The sequence below is a fragment of the Haladaptatus sp. SPP-AMP-3 genome (genome assembly GCF_049568665.1).
GTDB classification, from domain to species: domain Archaea; phylum Halobacteriota; class Halobacteria; order Halobacteriales; family Haladaptataceae; genus Haladaptatus; species Haladaptatus paucihalophilus.
The window spans coordinates 394,801-411,026 of the sequence record NZ_CP145901.1 but is presented as its reverse complement, the minus strand read 5'-3'; the positions used below and the strand labels follow the sequence as shown (position 1 = coordinate 411,026).

The window sequence follows — 16,226 nt, the reverse complement described above, 5'->3', positions numbered from 1 at the left end:
GTTATGCGAGCGAGATGGTTTGTGGAGCGGTTATCCAGCAGTACTCGAAGGCGAACAGCCCGGCGAGGGCGAGCACGCCGCCGACCGCGACGACCGCGGGACTGGCGCTCACCGCGAGGGCGACGAGCGGCAGCGCGATACCCACGAGGACGCCGCCGAGCCAGAACGCCCGGCTGAATCGACCGCGAGTGATGCGCGCGGCGGCCTCCTCGGCGTCCTCGGTCTGGTGCGGCGTGAATATCTCCGAGGCGATTATCAGCAGATGGACGACGAGGCCAGCGGCGAGCGTGAGCCGAGAGAGGCCGACGAACGCGTCGAACCCGGCGACACCGGCCAGCCCCAACAGCCCCGTTACGCTGGCACCGGCGACCACCGCCTGGGTGAACATGTGGAGCGGCATCGTCGGACTCTGCCAGAGGTCGCGGCCCTTCGACTGGCTGAACAGGAATGCGGTGTAAACCGCCGTCGCGGCCGCCAGTACCGCCCCGACGCCGAGCGTGACCGGGTTGGTCACGAGCGTCTCGACACCGAGCAGCCAGCTCCCCGCGACGAGCGTCAGGAAACCGCCGGTGGCGGTCAGGATGTATCCGCCCTTCACGAGCCACGAGTTCCAGTTCGGGCGCAACAGGACCCAGTGGAACCGGGTCGGCTGTTCGAGGTCGAGGACGAGCAACAGCGTGGTGAGGCCGAGGAAAACGAGGCTCACGAGCGACGCGACGCCGATGGTGGTCGCGTTCGGCTCGACGAGCCCCGCGAGCGTGAACAGCGCCGGGAGCATGAACACGCCCGCGGCGATGGATTTGGTCCACGTGTACGAGTAGACCTCCCATCCCCACGATGTGTAGTGGCTCTCGCCGATATCGTAGACGCGTCGCGCCTCTTCGTGGAGGAGTTCGTACGCGCGCTCGGTCCGACTGTTCTCCCGTTCGTCCGACCCACCGCTGCGGTGTTCGTCCGCCCTTCCCGCGGCCGATGTCGCTGCCGTACCCCCGTCCGAGGCAACGCGGTCGTCGCACCGGCACTCACCGCCGCACTCACCGCCGCAGGCACACCCACCGTCGGACCGCGCCTCGTCGCTCCGTCCGAGGTCGACATCCGAGTTAGCGAGCGATTCGGCGGCGCGACGGATGTCGAACTCCTCCCGCGCTGCCCCGCGCGTCTCCACGCGGTTCGGGGCGTCCGACCACATGTAGTGGTCCTCGCGGGCGGTGGTTCCCGGCGTCGTGCTCCCCTCGTCCCCGTTGACGTAGAACAGCGTCGGGTCCGTCCCTTTCTCCGGTTTGCGCGCCTGCACCTCCTGTTTGGAAATCGTCTCGGCGATTTCCGTGTCGGGGTTCTCCACGTCGCCCGCGATGATGGCGTCTTCCGGGCAGACGGTGACGCAGGCCGGTTCGCGCCCCGTATCGACGCGGTGAGAACAGTAGTTGCACTTCGCCGCGGTCGAGGTCTCCGGGTCGATGTAGAGCGCGTCGTACGGACACCCTTGCATGCAGGCCTTACAGCCGATACATCGCTCGGGGTCGAAATCCACGATTCCGTCCTCGCGCTCCCAGAGCGCGGTGACCGGGCAGACGTCCGTACAGGGCGAATCGTCGCAGTGGTTACACCGCATCACGGAGAAGTTCCGGTTCGTGTTCGGAAACTCCCCTTTCTCGATGTACTTCACCCACGTTTTGTTGACGCCGATGGGGTCGTCGTGCTCTGTTTTACACGCGACGGTGCACGCGTGGCAACCGATACATCGCCTGTTGTCGATGACGAAGCCGAAATTGGTGATTGTCACCACCTCTCTTGAACAATGTTATCATTAAACGTGACATGGGCACTTATACTTTTCTTACTATTCACAATACCACACAATACCGGTAGCACGGTCGTCGGGAAGCGGATTCGAAGGGTATCCGAATGCGGAAGACAGTCAGCAGGTAGCACGTCACTGCCGGGTATCGACGGGTCGTCCGCTTGCCGCGCATCGAGAAGCGACCGATGGACGAAAACTCGAACGAACGCTCTCCGAACGACCGGTATGTGAAGATGGGTATTGCACGGAGGGAGCATACGTCACCGAGACGCGACGGGAACCAAGAGACGCGCCACGGAAACGCCCGACGCCGCCGACGACCGTCGTTCAGACGCTCGGTCGCACACCGCGAACGAGACCACGTGTGGTAAGGACCGCGAACGCGAGCGCAAGGAGCAGGCTCACCGCGAGGTGGACCGGGAACGTGAACAGCGCGTCCGCGCCGGGGGCGTTGACGTATCGGAGTCCGGCGATGGCGAGGAACGCGACGCCGAAGGTCGCGTACGCGACGAGCGCCGACAGGGAGATTCCGGAGAATCGCCCCGCCGTAACCGCAACGCCAGCACCGACCGACGCGCCGACGGCGAGACCGACGACGAGGCCGAGCATGCCGACGCCGGGGTTTTCGCCGTACAGGGCACTCAGTAGTTCGATAGTCGCGGCACCGGCGAGCAGGACGGTCGTGACGGCGCTCGCAATTCCGAAAAGAATGGCACGTGCGTTCATAGGTATATATTGGCGCGAGAAGAATATAACCGTAGACTGTGGCTCTTGCTCGGTGAGAACTAACTCGGCCGAGCGACCGATTCGACACCGCGCTCGCAAGAGTTGGGTAGGTCAACGGAGCACGTCGGACGTGGCTCGAAACGTCTCGTACGTCCGCTCGGCCCAGTCGCGGACGTCGGTCGAACTGCTTTCAACGAGGGCGCGCGGCATGCCGTCGTCGTCCTCGACGCCGATCTGGACCACGGTGTCGAACAAACCGAGATAAAACGGAACGTCTCGGTCGGTGACGCGAACGTCGAGGCAGTCGGATTTCCGCGTCTTATCGAACAACTCGGCGTACTGTGAACTGGATTGGAGGGTTCGGGCACAACCATCGCCGACGATGAGTTCGTATGCTACGTCGTCGTCTCGGATGCGTTGCCACGACGTTTCCAGCGCGTGTTTGCCGACCACGGGAAGCAAGAAGCGGGCGGTGTCGGCGGCTTTGATGGCATCGATATGACGATTCACGGTGGCGTACGGATTGGTCCGAGTGGCGAGGACCAACTCGGCATCGGCGAGTGCGTAAAGGTCGAGGTCGAATCGGTCCGGGTTAAGCCAGTCGAGGAAGGGTTTCAATCGTTCGAGCGTCGTGACGTATCGTTCGAGACGACGGTACTCCCGAACGGCAAACCTGCCGTACGTGGTTAATTCGTAGCCGTTCGACGTGAAGGCGAGAAGGTCGTTCACTTCTAACTCCCTGACGCCGCGGTCGACAGTCGACCGCGAGCTATCGAGTTCCTCGACGAGCGATCGCTTATCCACGGGTCCGTTCCGTACCGCGTTCAGGATTTCGATTCGCTTCCCCATGAGTTCTATCACCGCACCCCCAGTGTGCATTGGTATCATTACTCATCCCCACACTAGGTGTCCGACGAAACAGGTCAAATAGCTTCTGTTGACCACGACGGTCGTTTTTACTCGTCAGTGGAAACACGGAGTAGAAAAGGTGACATCCGCCTCGTCGATAACCGAGGCCTCGTGCAGGTGCTGATCCGTGCTACGGCAAGAAACCCGTACGACCGACAGCGGTGGGCAGCACCGATCAATCGTCTCCCGGCACGGCTGTCGATGGGGGGTCACCGGTCGCGGGCGACACCGTTGCGGCCTTCCACGCCATGATGAGCATGGTCGTGATGAGACAAAGCGCCCACAAGAACGTCGTCGGCATCAAGACGAACAACCGGAAACCTTGCCCTATCCAGATGGTGAGCGGAAGCAGCCACTGCCCGACGACGAAGAGGCCGACGACGGCGGTTCTGAGGGTACCGACGAGTTCGAACGCATCGACGGTGAATCCCAGCACGATTGCGAGTATCGACAGCACGCCCAGATGGGCGTGACCGCCGATCAACCACGGTGGAACGGCTCCCGAACTCTCCAACAGTGTGAACTGGTAGACGCCGACGACCATCATCGTCGCCAGTCCAAGGAAGCCGGACGTTTTCAGGATGCGACTCATGACACTAGATACTCGTTCCGACGCCGCTGTTACACCACTGGTCGTGATTTTGTCCAGTCGATGAACAACACTATATAAAACTATGGCACTGGGATGGGAGACGGTCAGATGCGTTGTCGAATAACGATATCGACGTTCCCGGAGGAGGTCCAGAACCGTTCGATACGGCCGCTGAATCGGTATTGGTCCCACGTCGGTTCGCTTCCCCCGAGTTGCCATTCGACCTGATGGTACTGGCTATTCGGCGAATGTCTCCGGGTCGAATAGATGCTATCGGAGACGCGGATGAGATAGTTCACCGGACGACCAACGTCTCTACTCTGAAGTCGGATTTCGCCGGGTCTGTAGTTTGATTCGTTCGTTCTCGATGCGCGTAGTTCGTCCCCATCGCCAGAACTGGACTGGGCGGTGGCGGGGGCGCTAAGCAGTGACCCCGCCCCGAGAACGGCGAGGAGTTTCATCGACGTTCGTTTCGTATCTTCCATAATCGTGGTCTGTGCCCGTACGAATGCGGAGCGGTCGGTGTGTCGGTACTGGTTCGTCCGTCAACGGGCGTTTCGTCACTGCGACCCGTCTGATACCTTCCTCCCGCCGCTAGCACCCATCGACAACGAACGTTACACGCGAACTCCCAATACCTCACTTGTTGCCATCGGACCCGGACGATGGAACGTCCTATATAACGATACCGGGAGAGCGGGAGGCGCCCTCGGGCGTCGAAGACGAACGAATCGAAGAGCGGATGAGAGCGAGCGGAACGGTATTCAGCGGATTTCGATGTCCGTCCAGTCGAGATATATCTCGAAGTCCTGATAGTCGCCGGTGACGACGCGACCGAGGGTGGCTTGATAGGGCGTAATGTACCGGGTACCGTCCTCGTCACGTTCGGGCAACGGGATAGCCGCATTCCGTTCATCGACGGAAACGATGACGTGCGATTCGACGGGAGACGTTCCGTAGAAGAGATAATACTCGTAGCTACGGCTCGGCGCGGGGAGTTCCGACGTCCACTCCTGTTCGACATCCGCCGCCAACGCCTCGGTTCTCTCCAAACGGAGGTTTACGTCGTGTTCGTACACCCAACACGCGCGCACCGAGTCGTCGTCCGAGCGAACGGGATGCATCGTGAACGGGTGTTTCTCCCAGCTTTCGATTTCCGATTTGCCGACCGCATCTCGGATTTTTGATTTCGAAACCATGATGCTATTCCAAAAGAATGTTTGATATATAAATTTTTCAGCTGGGCTGTCCATTGACCACAGCGTGAATACCGACATCGAGATGCGAGCGGAGCGTCGTAAACACCGTCAAAAAAAAAAAGATTCCGCCGAGACGGGCGACATCTATCCGAGAGTTGATTTCCGAAGTGAATGAATTCAGTACGGATACTGACGGAGAATAACGAGAGTATCATTCAAACCAAAATTAGGAATTTACAAAATTTAAAATGAAAGCCTATGAGAATATATGAACGAGATAATATCAGTGGTACGTACAGTATGCCGATGTTCGTAGACATTTCCTCACACGCCCGAATTATAATCGCATAATATTAGACGGAATATAATACAGTTCACACAAACATGATTTACAATTTGTAGATTGACGGGACAAACCACAATAGTTTCTCTGACTAAATCAAAAAATCAGTGTTATATTCTCAATAGGGAAAGTTTTAATATATTATGTATTAATGTGTTAATTGCATGTCCGTTGCAATCAACAGCACGGCGGCACAGATCGATAAAGAAAGCTACGACGCGGAATTCGACGCCGCAACGTCGGAAACCGAATTCGACGAGGACGACCTTCTCGGACCGGCCGAGATGTGCTGGTTCTCGTGCGGCCTCAGCTGCGGCCTCACCGGATGAAATAACGAAATCACAGATGCCCTTGCATCTGTTGCCCGAACGCTCCAGTCGAATGCGACAAGGGTCGAGGGTGCGGATCGTTTTGGTCAGTCACGTAAAAATAGTAGTTTGAGATGAAGTACGCCAAGCATGTCCGAACAAGAAATTTTAATAAACGCATACGATTCGCATCGATATATGTCGGTTGAAATTTGTGATATGTCCTTCGAGACGTATGAAAATTGGAGCGGCGTCGGTTCGACGGTGGTCGGCCGGCGTCATCGGTTCGGCGGTCGGCGTGCCGTCTACGGGCTAGATTGTACCACCCACACGACGCGGTTCGAATCCGTCACGGACGACACGAATTGAAACGACGAGACACGCCAACGGATTCGACAACAAACCACACTACGGACGTTTTCGAGGATACGATGGACACGACATTCACGGAACAGGAACGGCGCGAGATTGCTGGACGGGCACGAACCGTCCACGAACGAGTTGAAGGGCCCGCGAACGGGCCGGGAGCGGAACCGCCGATAGAGCCGGAACGGATTCTCCACGAGTGGAAGGACAAGTTCCCAAACGAAGAGGCGTTTTACGAGCGTCTCGAGCGCGACGGACTAACGGAGGAAACCGTCCGCGAACAGATCGCCGCAACGCGCTGGCCCGCCGACCATCCCCTTCCCGACTGGATACACACGGTCGAAGAGATGATTCGACACGTCGAAGCGACGCCGACCGGCGACCGACGTGAAATCGACGTTACGGTTCCCGAGGAGACGCCGTTCGTGGAGCTGTTGGCCAGCATCGCGGAGTACGCCCGGGAGCGACTACCGACGGATACCGTCACCGCCGACGCGGTGTCGCCGATGGTCGAGGGGTTCGTCTCACAGCTCTCGAAAACGTGTGTTCGGCCTCTGTACGTCGAATTCAAGAGCTTCGTCGAGTATCACGACCCGGAGTTGGCGAAAGCCGACCCCGGCGACGTTGCGAACCCGGACACGACGTACTACGACCAGTTCATCGACGCAATGTTCGAACACGGCTTCAAAAATCTCTTTGTGGAGTATCCGGTGCTCGGACGGCAGGTCGTCGTGTTCGTCGAAAACTGGATCGACGCGGTTACCGAGGTTTGTGAACGGTTGGAACGAGACGAGGCGACCCTCCGCGAACGGTTCGGGATCGGGGGAGATATCACGGCACTCTCCCCGCTCGCCGACGACGTTCACGGCGGGGGTCGTATTCCGGTCCGCGTCTCGTTCGAGACGGGTGACGTGATTTACAAGCCGCGACCAGTCGATGGGGGCGTCGCGTTTTACACGATTCTGGAACGGCTCGACGAGTATCTCTCGCTTCCGTCCTTCGAGACGCCGACGTACGTCCCCCGCGAGGGATACGGATGGATGGAGTACGTCGAGTATCGGGACGTACCCGACGAAACCGCCGCCACTCGGTACTACGAGCGTGCGGGTGCGATGTTGTGTGTCGCGTACGCGCTCAACTTCACCGACTGCCAGTTGGAGAACCTCATCGTCGACGGAGAGAACCCGATGATAGTCGACGGGGAAACGCTCTTCCACCCGCACATGGACGCGGACGCGAAACAGGTCCCGGAGGAGATATTCGACGTGATGGACGGCTCGGTCCTGCTGACCGCGCTTCTTCCGTGGTCCGCCGGAGACCCGCGCGAACCGGACAAGGAAGGGTTGGCGGCGTCGGTGGCCGGTTTCGGGAGGAAAAGCGGCCAGACGCAACTCGCGAATCGGTCGCTCCCGTCCGTCGAGGGCGTCAACACCGACGTGATGTCGGTCAAAGAAGAGGAGATGACGGTCGGATTGAGCACGAACACGCCGAGCATAGACGGGGAAGACCAGTCGCCGGACGACTACATCGACGCGCTCGTTCGTGGGTTCGAGGAGACTCACGAAACGATTCGTCGGCTCCACGTGGACGGAAAATTCCTGTCGACCATCGCAACGGACGACCTCATCGACGGCATCGAAAACCGTCTCGTGTACCGGGCGACCATGCAGTACCGGTCGATTCGGCGCTCGACCACCGCGCGAAACCCGCTCCGGGACGGTGCACGGTTCACGGTCGAGTTCGAAGACCTCGCGGTTCCGTTCTTCGACGGCCGGATCAAAACGGACCGACACTGGGAGTTGTACGAAGCCGAGCGGCGCGACCTTCGGCAGCAAGATATTCCGCGGTTCACGTCCCGGCCCGACCGACGACGGCTGTTTCACCACGGGGAACCGCTGGACGTAGTGGCGGACGAGTCGGGATACAACCACGCGAAACAGCGTCTCGACGCGATGGATGAGGGCGATTTGGCGGAACAGGTCTGGTTGCTCAGACAGATATACGATACCGCGGAAGCGGACGAATCGACGCCCGAACCGGCGGAGGTAACCGAAGACCGACTGCGACGCGACGCGTCGGAACTGTTCGACGACGTGATGGACGCGGCCATCGACACACCGGACGGTCACGGATGGATTTCGGTGTGTCCGACCAATACGATGGTCAATCTGGCTCCGGCGAGTTATTCGTTGTTCTGGGGACGAGGTGGTATCGCGCTCTCTGCGGCGGCGCTCTACGACGCGACCGGCGAACAGCGGTACCGACGGATGGTTTCGGAAACGCTCGACCAACTGCTCGAAGACCTCTCCAGCGGAAACTTTTCCGCGTCGCTGGGCGGAACGAAGGGGGTCGGGTCCGTCGTGTACACCCTGTCGGTCATCGCCGAGCTGCTGGACGACGACGCCTACCGAGCGGGTGCGTTGGCGGCGTCGCAGAAAGTGACCGAGGACAAACTCGCACGCGACGACGTGTTCGACGTCATGGAGGGGACCGCCGGGACGTTACTCGGACTGCTCGCCTACTACGAGCGGTACGGCGAGTCGAGCGTCCTCGACTGCGCAATCGAGTGTGGCGAACGACTGCTCGAAGCGCGCGTCACGGTCAACGGGTGTCGGGTGTGGAACACGGGCGACAGGGAGACGCCGATAACCGGCTTCTCGCACGGGTCGAGCGGAATCGCGTACGCGTTGGCTCGGCTCGCCGCCGCGACGGACGACGCGCGATACGCCGAGGCCGCGCGGGAGGCGCTCGATTTCGAATCGAGTTTGTACGCGCCCGACCAGGACAACTGGGCGAGTTCGTCGGCGGTCGAGAACTATCGGGACAGGTGGTGTCACGGGCGGGCCGGAATCGCCCTCGCTCGCATCGGTATCAGCGAACAGCTAAACGACGAGTCGTTGCTTTCAACGGTGAACGATGCGCTGTCCGCGACGGCGACGGAGCGGCCCTCCCATCTCGACAACGTTTGTTGTGGAAACCTCGGCCGCGTCGAGACGATGCTCGTCGGCGCGACGCGCGCCGACGGCGACCTCGATGCGGCGGAAACGTTGCTGGGTCGCTGTCTCACTCGTCGGGACCGCGACGGCGTACTGTCGCTCCCCGGCCACTCGGAGGCGTTCGTCAATCCGACGTTCTTCGACGGGATTTCGGGAGCGATTTACACGCTCCTTCGGCTCCGGGACCCCGACTCGCTCCCCAGCGTCCTGTTGCTGGAGTGAGCTCGCGACACCACAGTCGCGGAAATCAGCTGTGTACCGTTCGAATCGGTACAAGATACGCCACCGAAGAAGTCACTCGTCGGGTAGAACCACTGTTTTAATAATTTAACTAGAGCAATAAGTTTAATATGATTGCACTAATATGATTGTATTGCATGTCAGTTGTGATAGAAAATAAGAGTTCGATTCAGTTCGACAAGAAAAAATACGATGCGGAATTCGACGTGCCGATAGAAACGCCAGATATCGATGACGACGAGTTCGTCGCAAAAGCTGACGATTCGTGGTGTCTGATTACGTGTGGCGTGTTCACGTGCACGATCACCGGCTAACGCCGCCGCATCAAACGACGGTCCCTATTTTTAGTCGAGCGATGGTGCTACTCCCCCACAAAGGATTCTCAAAAGAACTACACAGACGAGGGATGATGACAATAATACAAAATAAAAGAGGAGTTAGTCGGACACACCATTAAATATCATCCTTAAATCGAGAATATTAGTATAGTACTATATAACGTAGGTACAATTTCAGTCCGGTAGTAAATTTTAATATATATCATGATATACGTATTGTATGTCAATCGTGATTGACAATCCGGTGGCAGCACAGCTTAACAAAGACGTCTACGATTCAGAATTCGAGATGGATGCGCTGGTTCCTGAATACGAGGACGAAGAAGACCTCGGCCCGGCGAAGCTGTGTCTTCTCACGTGCACCGTCAGCTGTGCAGTTACGGTCAGCATCTAAGCGACGGCGAGTGCTCGAACAGATCGACACATCACGCTATTTTACGCGACGCGCCATATCCAACTGAGTCACGACAGGATTATTTTCCACACCACAATATAAGAATATAATACAGAAATACAAAATTGAATATAATACTAATATTTAATACTGTACAATTTAAAGTGAACAATGCATGTCAGTTGCAATTGACAACACGGTGACGGCACAGCTCAACAAGAACGCGTACGACTCCCAGTTCGACGTCGAGATGACGGCCGACCTCGACGATGACGCGCTCGGTCCGGCGAAAATGTGCATCATCACCTGCCTCATCACGGGCATCTAAGCCGTCGGTACTGAGGAGGGAACTCCCCTCAATTCGAACGAATTTTATGTATCACCGTTCCCGTCCCCCAGCACCGCATACCGAAGCGCCCGCAGTAACAGGAACCGCCATCCGCCGTCCGTACAGTCGTCCGAAACGGGAAGCCGTCAGTAGTGTCCCATCACGCCTCTCGTGCGCGCTGTAATACCTGCTCGGTAGAAGCAGTAGTAGCCGATCACGAGGTAGAAGACGCTGGTTGCGACGAACAGCGCGAGTTCGGAGGTGGGAACCTCCCAGAGTCGAATGCCGTTTTGCATCGCCATCCGCGTGAGATAACTGCCGTGTGCCACCGGCAGGAGCTTCAGCCACTCGATGTCGCCGGTCGGTGCGGCGATGAGGCCGATGAAACCGAACTGGACGATTTGGAACACGTTTTCGATGCGTTTGTACACGAGGGCGAGTCCCGCGAACAGGAACCCGATTCCGATGACGGACATGAGGGTCAACAGCACCAACGGGACGACCGTCAGCGGGTCGATGGTCAGCCAGCGCCCCGTCGTGAGCATCATAAACACCAGCAGAACACCCGCCCAGAGGACGCTCATGCAGACGTTGACGACCGTCTTGACGGCCATCACCGTTCCAAGCCCGTGCGGGGACATGAACAACCGCTCCAGCGTCCCCCACTGGGCTTCGCGCGTCACGTTCCACGCCAGTCCCGAGTAGGCGATGATCGACAGGGTGAACAGGAAGAATCCGACGATGATTCCGTCCCACGAGTCCGTCAGGGCGGCACCGGAAACCGCCTGCCCGCCGAAGAAGACCACCGCGAAGAGGATTATCAGCGTGAGCAGTCGAGCAACGGTGTTGACGGGATAGCGGACGAGGAGGATGAGGTGTTTGAACACCATGACCTTCACGAGCGCGAGCAGCGAGGCGTCGTCCCGCGTCTCCGTTCCGGTATCAACGGTCGCCATCGGCGCTCACCTCCGTCGTGGCCGCGGTAGGCGGACCGTCCGAATCGCCGGGAACCGGCCGAGTACCCGTCGGGACGGACGATTCGTCCATCTCCGAACCGTCGGTCGGTCCGTCGCCGGTCTCGGTGAGTCGGAGGAACACCTCCTCCAAGTTCGGGTCCACGGACTCGACGTCCCGTAACTCCGCTCCCGCGTCCCGAATGGTGTCCATCACGTCGTATATCTCGTCGCCGTCGGTCGCGGTGAACGTGACGGTAACGCGGTCGCCGTCGTCGGAGCAGTCGGCTCCGACCGCCCGTTCGAATCGACGGAGAACGTCGTCGGCGACCGGCGATTCGAGCGTGACCTGATACTCGCGGGTTCGGAACAGTTCGAGCAGGGAATCGACGGTATCGTGTTCGACGACGGAGCCGTCGTTGAGTATCAGAACGCTGTCGCAGACGGTCTCGATGACGTCCATGTCGTGACTGCAGAGGACGATGGTGACGTCCTCTCGGTCGGCGAGACGGTCGAGTTCCGAGCGGAGTTCGAGGGAGGATTCGATGTCGAGTCCCAACGTCGGTTCGTCCATGAACACCACGTCGACGTCGCGTGCCAGCGTCGACGCGAGCGAGACTTTCTGTTTCATGCCGCGAGAGAGGTCGTTTACCGGCGTATCGGCGTACTCCGAGAGACCGAACTGTGCCAAGAGGGACTCGTGTCGCTCCCGAAGGTCGCTCGGGTCGTCGCCGCCCAGTCCCGCGAAAAACGAGAGGTTTTCCTGGACGGTGAGCCGCCAGTACACGTTTCGAGCGCCTTCCAAAATCGCACCGACGTTCCGATACGCTCTCCGTGGTTGCTCGTGGACGTCGATACCGGCGATTTCGACGGTCCCGGAATCCGGGATTACCAGTCCGAGGATGGACTTTATCGTCGTCGTCTTTCCGGCCCCGTTCGGCCCGAGCATCCCGACGACGGTTCCCGTTTCGATTTCGAAGGAAACGCCGTCGACGGCTGTGACAGCGTCGTCGCCGTCGCCGAACGACTTCCGTAATCCGTCGACCCGAATCGCCGGGGTCCCGCCCGAGCTCGTGTCAGTGACCATAGTTTTCTATTTGAATTTTACTTCTTCAGATACTTTAATTGTTATGATTATTTTTAACAGAGATTGCGTCTCACAATCCTGAAAGCGGCCGATTCAGGTGTCGAGCTTCGAATCACCGATATCGGCCAGGTGCCGAGAAACGGGACGGGCACCGTCAGGTTGGAATGCGGATGGTCACGACGCTCCCCGACGGGTCGTTTTCGCCGATGGCGATATCCGCACCCAAGCGAGAGACCCCCCAGTACACCAACCACAGGCCCAATCCGCTTCCGTGCTGGAGTGGCGTCTCTTCGCCGTCCAGCAGAACCGCGCGCTCGTGGTCCGGAATCGCGGGACCGTTGTCCCGCACTTCGACGACGACGGACTCGTCCGCTCGCCGGACGAAAATCGTGACTCTGGGGTCCGCCGTCCCGGTGTGTTTGAGCGCGTTATCGACGACTTCCGCGAACGTCGCTTCGAGAATCTCCCGGTCGGTGCGCGCGTCGATGCCGTCTCCCGGTGTCGAAATCGTGAGTTCTCCGTCCGGGTACGTTCGAGCGACGTCGGAAGCGACCGACCGAACCAACGCATCGACGTGCACCGGTTCGCGGTCGAGGGCCTCGCGCGCGAGCAATCGCTCCGCCCGTTCGACGGTCGTTCCGAGGTGGGCCAGTTCCTGCGAGACGTTCCGAATCCGCGCGGCGACGGTCGGCGTCTCCATGGGGCCGTCGTCACCGAGCGTTTCCGCGAACGCTCGAACGGCGTCGAGTTCGTTCCGGAGGTTGTGTCTGAGGACGCGATTGAGGACTTCGAGGCGCTGTTCGTGCGTCCGTTGTTCCGTCACGTCTCGGAAGAGGTAGACGTGGCCGATGTGCGTTCCGTGTCGCTCCGTCAGGGACGAGCGACTGACCTCGAACTCGCGGCGACCGTCGACGGTTTCGAGAGAGATGACTTCGCCCGTCGGGACGTCGAGCGCGACGCCGAGAACCTCGTCTACCGACTGGCCGATGGCGTTCTTCGTTTCGATGTCGAAGGTGCGCGTTGCCTCCCGATTCGCGTCCAGGAGGCGACCCTCTCGGCCGACGACGCAGACGGACGCCGACAGTTGGTCGAGAACGGTTTTCCGAGCGAGATGACCCGTGCTCGGGCCGCTTTCGAACAGTTGGTAGTTGCGCTGGACGAGAACGGCCGTCGCGCTGATGGCGACCGCACCCAGCAGAACCACGTCCGTTATCACCTCGAACCGTGCCGTTTCGAGGCTCGCCGGAAGGGCGAGGAGGGTAATGGTCGCCCCGAAAACGGTCAGGACGAGCGCCCTGTCGGACGGCAGGTCGTCGTACGAGATGGCCGACTGGAGGACGAGAAACACGCCGAAGCCGCCGGCCGAGATGGTCGCTAGCAACACGACGCTCCCGAAGGCGAACGAGGCGGATTTGAACGGGCCGGAGAGCGAACGTCGAATCACCGCGTTCACCCAGACGAACGCGGGTAGCAACAGCAACCCGGCGACCCGGCGACCGGTCATCGTCGGACCGCGACCGGTGTACTCGAACGCGAAGACGGCCCATATCACCGACGCGACCATCCAGCAGATGATGAGGCCGCCGAGAGCGAGTTCCGTCGAAAGGACCCCCGTTCGCCCGAGAACGACGAACCCCGTCATCGAAACCAGCGCGAGCAACAGGAAGACGAACGCATCCGCACCGGGGAGTTTCCGATGACGAACGGCCATGGCGGTTGCAACGGCGAACAACCCTATCGCACCGACGCTGGAGACGAGAACCGACGCGTCGGTCACGGTTCGACACCTCCATCGACGGGAGATGGAGCGCCTCGACCGGGGGAACCATCCCGACCGGACGAATCCGTCCGTCCCGAAGCACGCGACGCCGAACCGATTCCGGGAAGTCGGACGCGGATACGTCGACCGCCGGTTTCGTCTGGTGAAACGGAGACGGATCCGTTCGCGTGTTCGACCGCGAGTCGGGCGATCCGCATCGAGATGCCGTCTGAGAACTGTCCTTCGTCCTCGGCGGGGTCCGAGTCGGATGGACCGTCATCGACGATTCGTATCGTCACCATCTCGTCCATCTCTTCGACGGCGACGGCGACGGTTTCGACGGCGTGACGGACGGCATCGTCCAGCAGCGTTTCGACCGTGGTCCGGAGGAGCGACCCGCCGATTGCAACCGGGACCGGACCGTCAGGGAGCGTCGGCACGACGTCGATGGCAGCCGAATCGGCGTTCACCACGTCCCGGACTATCGGAACCGCATCGGTTCGCTCGTCGGCGCCGGTCCCGTCTCCGTTGGCCAGCGCGCGCTCGACCTCGCGGGTGCGCTCGACGAGCGTCAGCAGGTCCGTCGTCGTCGTGTAGATGCCGTCGCCGACGCCTTCCGGGTCCGTCGCCTCGGCCGTCTCGGAATCGAGCAGCGCGGTCACATCGTCCGCGACGGCTCCCATCTGCTCACGCATCGCGCCGGTCAGCAGGTGGTTGAGGACCGCCAATCGATCCTCACGATTTCGGCGGTCGGTGACGTCCTGACACACCAGGAGGTGGCCAAACAGGCGGTCACGGTCGTCCGTGACGCTCCGCACGGTGACCGACAGAATCGTGTCGTCGTCCGTTCGGACGTGGGTCGGTTCTTGGGCGGCGGCGGCGCTCACCGGGTCGAACGGAACCGGGAAGACATCGCCGAGCGACCGTCCGAGGACCGCGCTCCGGTCGATGTCGAACACCGTCTCGGCGCTCGGATTGAGGTCCCGAACTCGACCGTCGCGGTCGACGACCACGACCGCATCCGATAGCTCTTCGATGATTCGGTCCCGCCCGGCGACGCGGACGACGGGAAGCGTCTCGAACGGACGATAGCGGCTCACGGCCACGCTCAGCAGTCCGCTCGCGACGATGAACATGGACGGAACGACGATAGGGTTCGGAAACTTCGACGCGACCACCGGAACGAGGACGAGGACCGCGGCACCGCCCGAGAGTAGCATCGACCCGCGAATCAGGAACTCGTTTTCCTCGTAGGAGACCGTGACGACGACGATGAGGCCGATGACGACCAACGACGCCAGCACGAGGATGACGGAGTTGAGGAGAACGTTGACCAGAACGAACCGCTGGAAAAGCGACGTCGCACCGGCGATATCGATGCCGAGCATAGTGACGGACAGCCCAGCGACGAGCGCAACTGCTAACGGAGTAACGCGTCCGCCGCGGCCGGTATACCGGAGGGCGAAGAGGAACCAGAACCCACCGCCGAAGACGATGACGGAGTACATGCTAAGGAACCAGAATTTCGTGAGGAACGTAGTCACGAGCGGGTGGACGACGGCGCCGAAAAACACGACGACCGCAACGCCGAGCAAGGGCAGGGAGGTCGGTTCCGACCGAACTCGCCACATGGTCACGAGGAAGTATCCCGTCACGAGGACCGAGACGAGATTTATCGCGACGCGCAGCCCCAACTCGACGTCAATCATTCGACTAGCACATCACCGCGTGCGGCGCTGGGTTCCTGCTGACGGTGCGATACACTTCGCGGGGGAGAGACATGGTGTCACGGTCGGGGGTCGAACGGATGGAGCGCATATAACGGGCGGACACTGACGGATAGGTCTTATTTGTGAACGGTATTAAACCAAGAGGAAACCGACGCGG

13 protein-coding genes are annotated in these 16,226 nt (G+C 60.1%); 4 read left to right on the top strand and 9 right to left on the bottom strand.

The features are described from left to right. Position 1: 1 nt before the first annotated feature. The 5 genes from V5735_RS22095 to V5735_RS22075 all read right to left on the bottom strand — a co-directional run bounded on the left by V5735_RS22095 (position 2) and on the right by V5735_RS22075 (position 5,227). Positions 2-1,783, bottom strand: a complete 1,782-nt coding sequence (locus tag V5735_RS22095; RefSeq protein WP_423746810.1) for a 4Fe-4S dicluster domain-containing protein — start codon at positions 1,781-1,783, stop codon at positions 2-4. Positions 1,784-2,128: 345 nt separating this feature from the next. Continuing rightward, on the bottom strand, positions 2,129-2,527 hold the full coding sequence (locus V5735_RS22090) for a permease (RefSeq protein WP_423746809.1): 399 nt from the start codon (positions 2,525-2,527) through the stop codon (positions 2,129-2,131). A 111-nt stretch (positions 2,528-2,638) separates the two neighbouring features. Beyond that, positions 2,639-3,406 (bottom strand): helix-turn-helix transcriptional regulator, encoded by a 768-nt coding sequence (locus tag V5735_RS22085; RefSeq protein ID WP_423746808.1) that lies wholly within the window; start codon positions 3,404-3,406, stop codon positions 2,639-2,641. Positions 3,407-3,611: 205 nt separating this feature from the next. After that, positions 3,612-4,028 (bottom strand): hypothetical protein, encoded by a 417-nt coding sequence (locus V5735_RS22080; protein WP_423746807.1) that lies wholly within the window; start codon positions 4,026-4,028, stop codon positions 3,612-3,614. A gap of 764 nt (positions 4,029-4,792) precedes the next feature. After that, positions 4,793-5,227, bottom strand: coding sequence for a hypothetical protein (locus tag V5735_RS22075; protein ID WP_423746806.1), 435 nt, complete (start codon positions 5,225-5,227; stop codon positions 4,793-4,795). A 507-nt stretch (positions 5,228-5,734) separates the two neighbouring features. Here V5735_RS22075 and V5735_RS22070 point away from each other — a divergent pair. The 4 genes from V5735_RS22070 to V5735_RS22055 all read left to right on the top strand — a co-directional run bounded on the left by V5735_RS22070 (position 5,735) and on the right by V5735_RS22055 (position 10,540). After that, positions 5,735-5,899, top strand: a complete 165-nt coding sequence (locus V5735_RS22070) for a hypothetical protein (protein ID WP_007983024.1) — start codon at positions 5,735-5,737, stop codon at positions 5,897-5,899. Positions 5,900-6,309: 410 nt separating this feature from the next. Continuing rightward, positions 6,310-9,462, top strand: coding sequence for a type 2 lanthipeptide synthetase LanM family protein (locus tag V5735_RS22065; protein WP_423746805.1), 3,153 nt, complete (start codon positions 6,310-6,312; stop codon positions 9,460-9,462). A 576-nt stretch (positions 9,463-10,038) separates the two neighbouring features. Beyond that, entirely contained in the window at positions 10,039-10,212 is a 174-nt protein-coding gene (locus tag V5735_RS22060) for a hypothetical protein (RefSeq protein WP_423746804.1), read from the top strand. 175 nt (positions 10,213-10,387) lie between these two features. Then, positions 10,388-10,540 carry a hypothetical protein gene (locus V5735_RS22055; protein ID WP_423746803.1) on the top strand — a complete coding sequence of 51 codons (153 nt, stop codon included), beginning with the start codon at positions 10,388-10,390 and terminating at the stop codon, positions 10,538-10,540. Positions 10,541-10,686: 146 nt separating this feature from the next. On the opposite strand, the gene V5735_RS22050 is transcribed toward V5735_RS22055, so the two are convergent. The 4 genes from V5735_RS22050 to V5735_RS22035 form a co-directional block, all read right to left on the bottom strand. Next, positions 10,687-11,496: an ABC transporter permease gene (locus tag V5735_RS22050; RefSeq protein WP_423746802.1), complete on the bottom strand. Its 810-nt coding sequence runs from the start codon at positions 11,494-11,496 to the stop codon at positions 10,687-10,689. Then, positions 11,483-12,580 (bottom strand): ABC transporter ATP-binding protein, encoded by a 1,098-nt coding sequence (locus V5735_RS22045; protein WP_423746801.1) that lies wholly within the window; start codon positions 12,578-12,580, stop codon positions 11,483-11,485. Before V5735_RS22045 ends, V5735_RS22050 begins: the two co-directional genes overlap by 14 nt. Before the next feature lie 154 nt (positions 12,581-12,734). Next, positions 12,735-14,357: an ATP-binding protein gene (locus V5735_RS22040; RefSeq protein WP_423746800.1), complete on the bottom strand. Its 1,623-nt coding sequence runs from the start codon at positions 14,355-14,357 to the stop codon at positions 12,735-12,737. Next, positions 14,354-16,048, bottom strand: a complete 1,695-nt coding sequence (locus V5735_RS22035) for a PAS domain-containing protein (protein WP_423746799.1) — start codon at positions 16,046-16,048, stop codon at positions 14,354-14,356. Before V5735_RS22035 ends, V5735_RS22040 begins: the two co-directional genes overlap by 4 nt. Positions 16,049-16,226: the final 178 nt, after the last annotated feature.

What these genes read in the sequence shown, in the direction of transcription:
- V5735_RS22090 (WP_423746809.1), bottom strand. Translation starts at nt 2,527, where the DNA reads ATGAACGCACGTGCCATTCTTTTCGGAATTGCGAGCGCCGTCACGACC.
- V5735_RS22085 (WP_423746808.1), bottom strand. Translation starts at nt 3,406, where the DNA reads ATGCACACTGGGGGTGCGGTGATAGAACTCATGGGGAAGCGAATCGAA.
- V5735_RS22080 (WP_423746807.1), bottom strand. Translation starts at nt 4,028, where the DNA reads ATGAGTCGCATCCTGAAAACGTCCGGCTTCCTTGGACTGGCGACGATG.
- V5735_RS22075 (WP_423746806.1), bottom strand. Translation starts at nt 5,227, where the DNA reads ATGGTTTCGAAATCAAAAATCCGAGATGCGGTCGGCAAATCGGAAATC.
- V5735_RS22070 (WP_007983024.1), top strand. Translation starts at nt 5,735, where the DNA reads ATGTCCGTTGCAATCAACAGCACGGCGGCACAGATCGATAAAGAAAGC.
- V5735_RS22065 (WP_423746805.1), top strand. Translation starts at nt 6,310, where the DNA reads ATGGACACGACATTCACGGAACAGGAACGGCGCGAGATTGCTGGACGG.
- V5735_RS22060 (WP_423746804.1), top strand. Translation starts at nt 10,039, where the DNA reads ATGTCAATCGTGATTGACAATCCGGTGGCAGCACAGCTTAACAAAGAC.
- V5735_RS22055 (WP_423746803.1), top strand. Translation starts at nt 10,388, where the DNA reads ATGTCAGTTGCAATTGACAACACGGTGACGGCACAGCTCAACAAGAAC.
- V5735_RS22050 (WP_423746802.1), bottom strand. Translation starts at nt 11,496, where the DNA reads ATGGCGACCGTTGATACCGGAACGGAGACGCGGGACGACGCCTCGCTG.
- V5735_RS22045 (WP_423746801.1), bottom strand. Translation starts at nt 12,580, where the DNA reads ATGGTCACTGACACGAGCTCGGGCGGGACCCCGGCGATTCGGGTCGAC.
- V5735_RS22035 (WP_423746799.1), bottom strand. Translation starts at nt 16,048, where the DNA reads ATGATTGACGTCGAGTTGGGGCTGCGCGTCGCGATAAATCTCGTCTCG.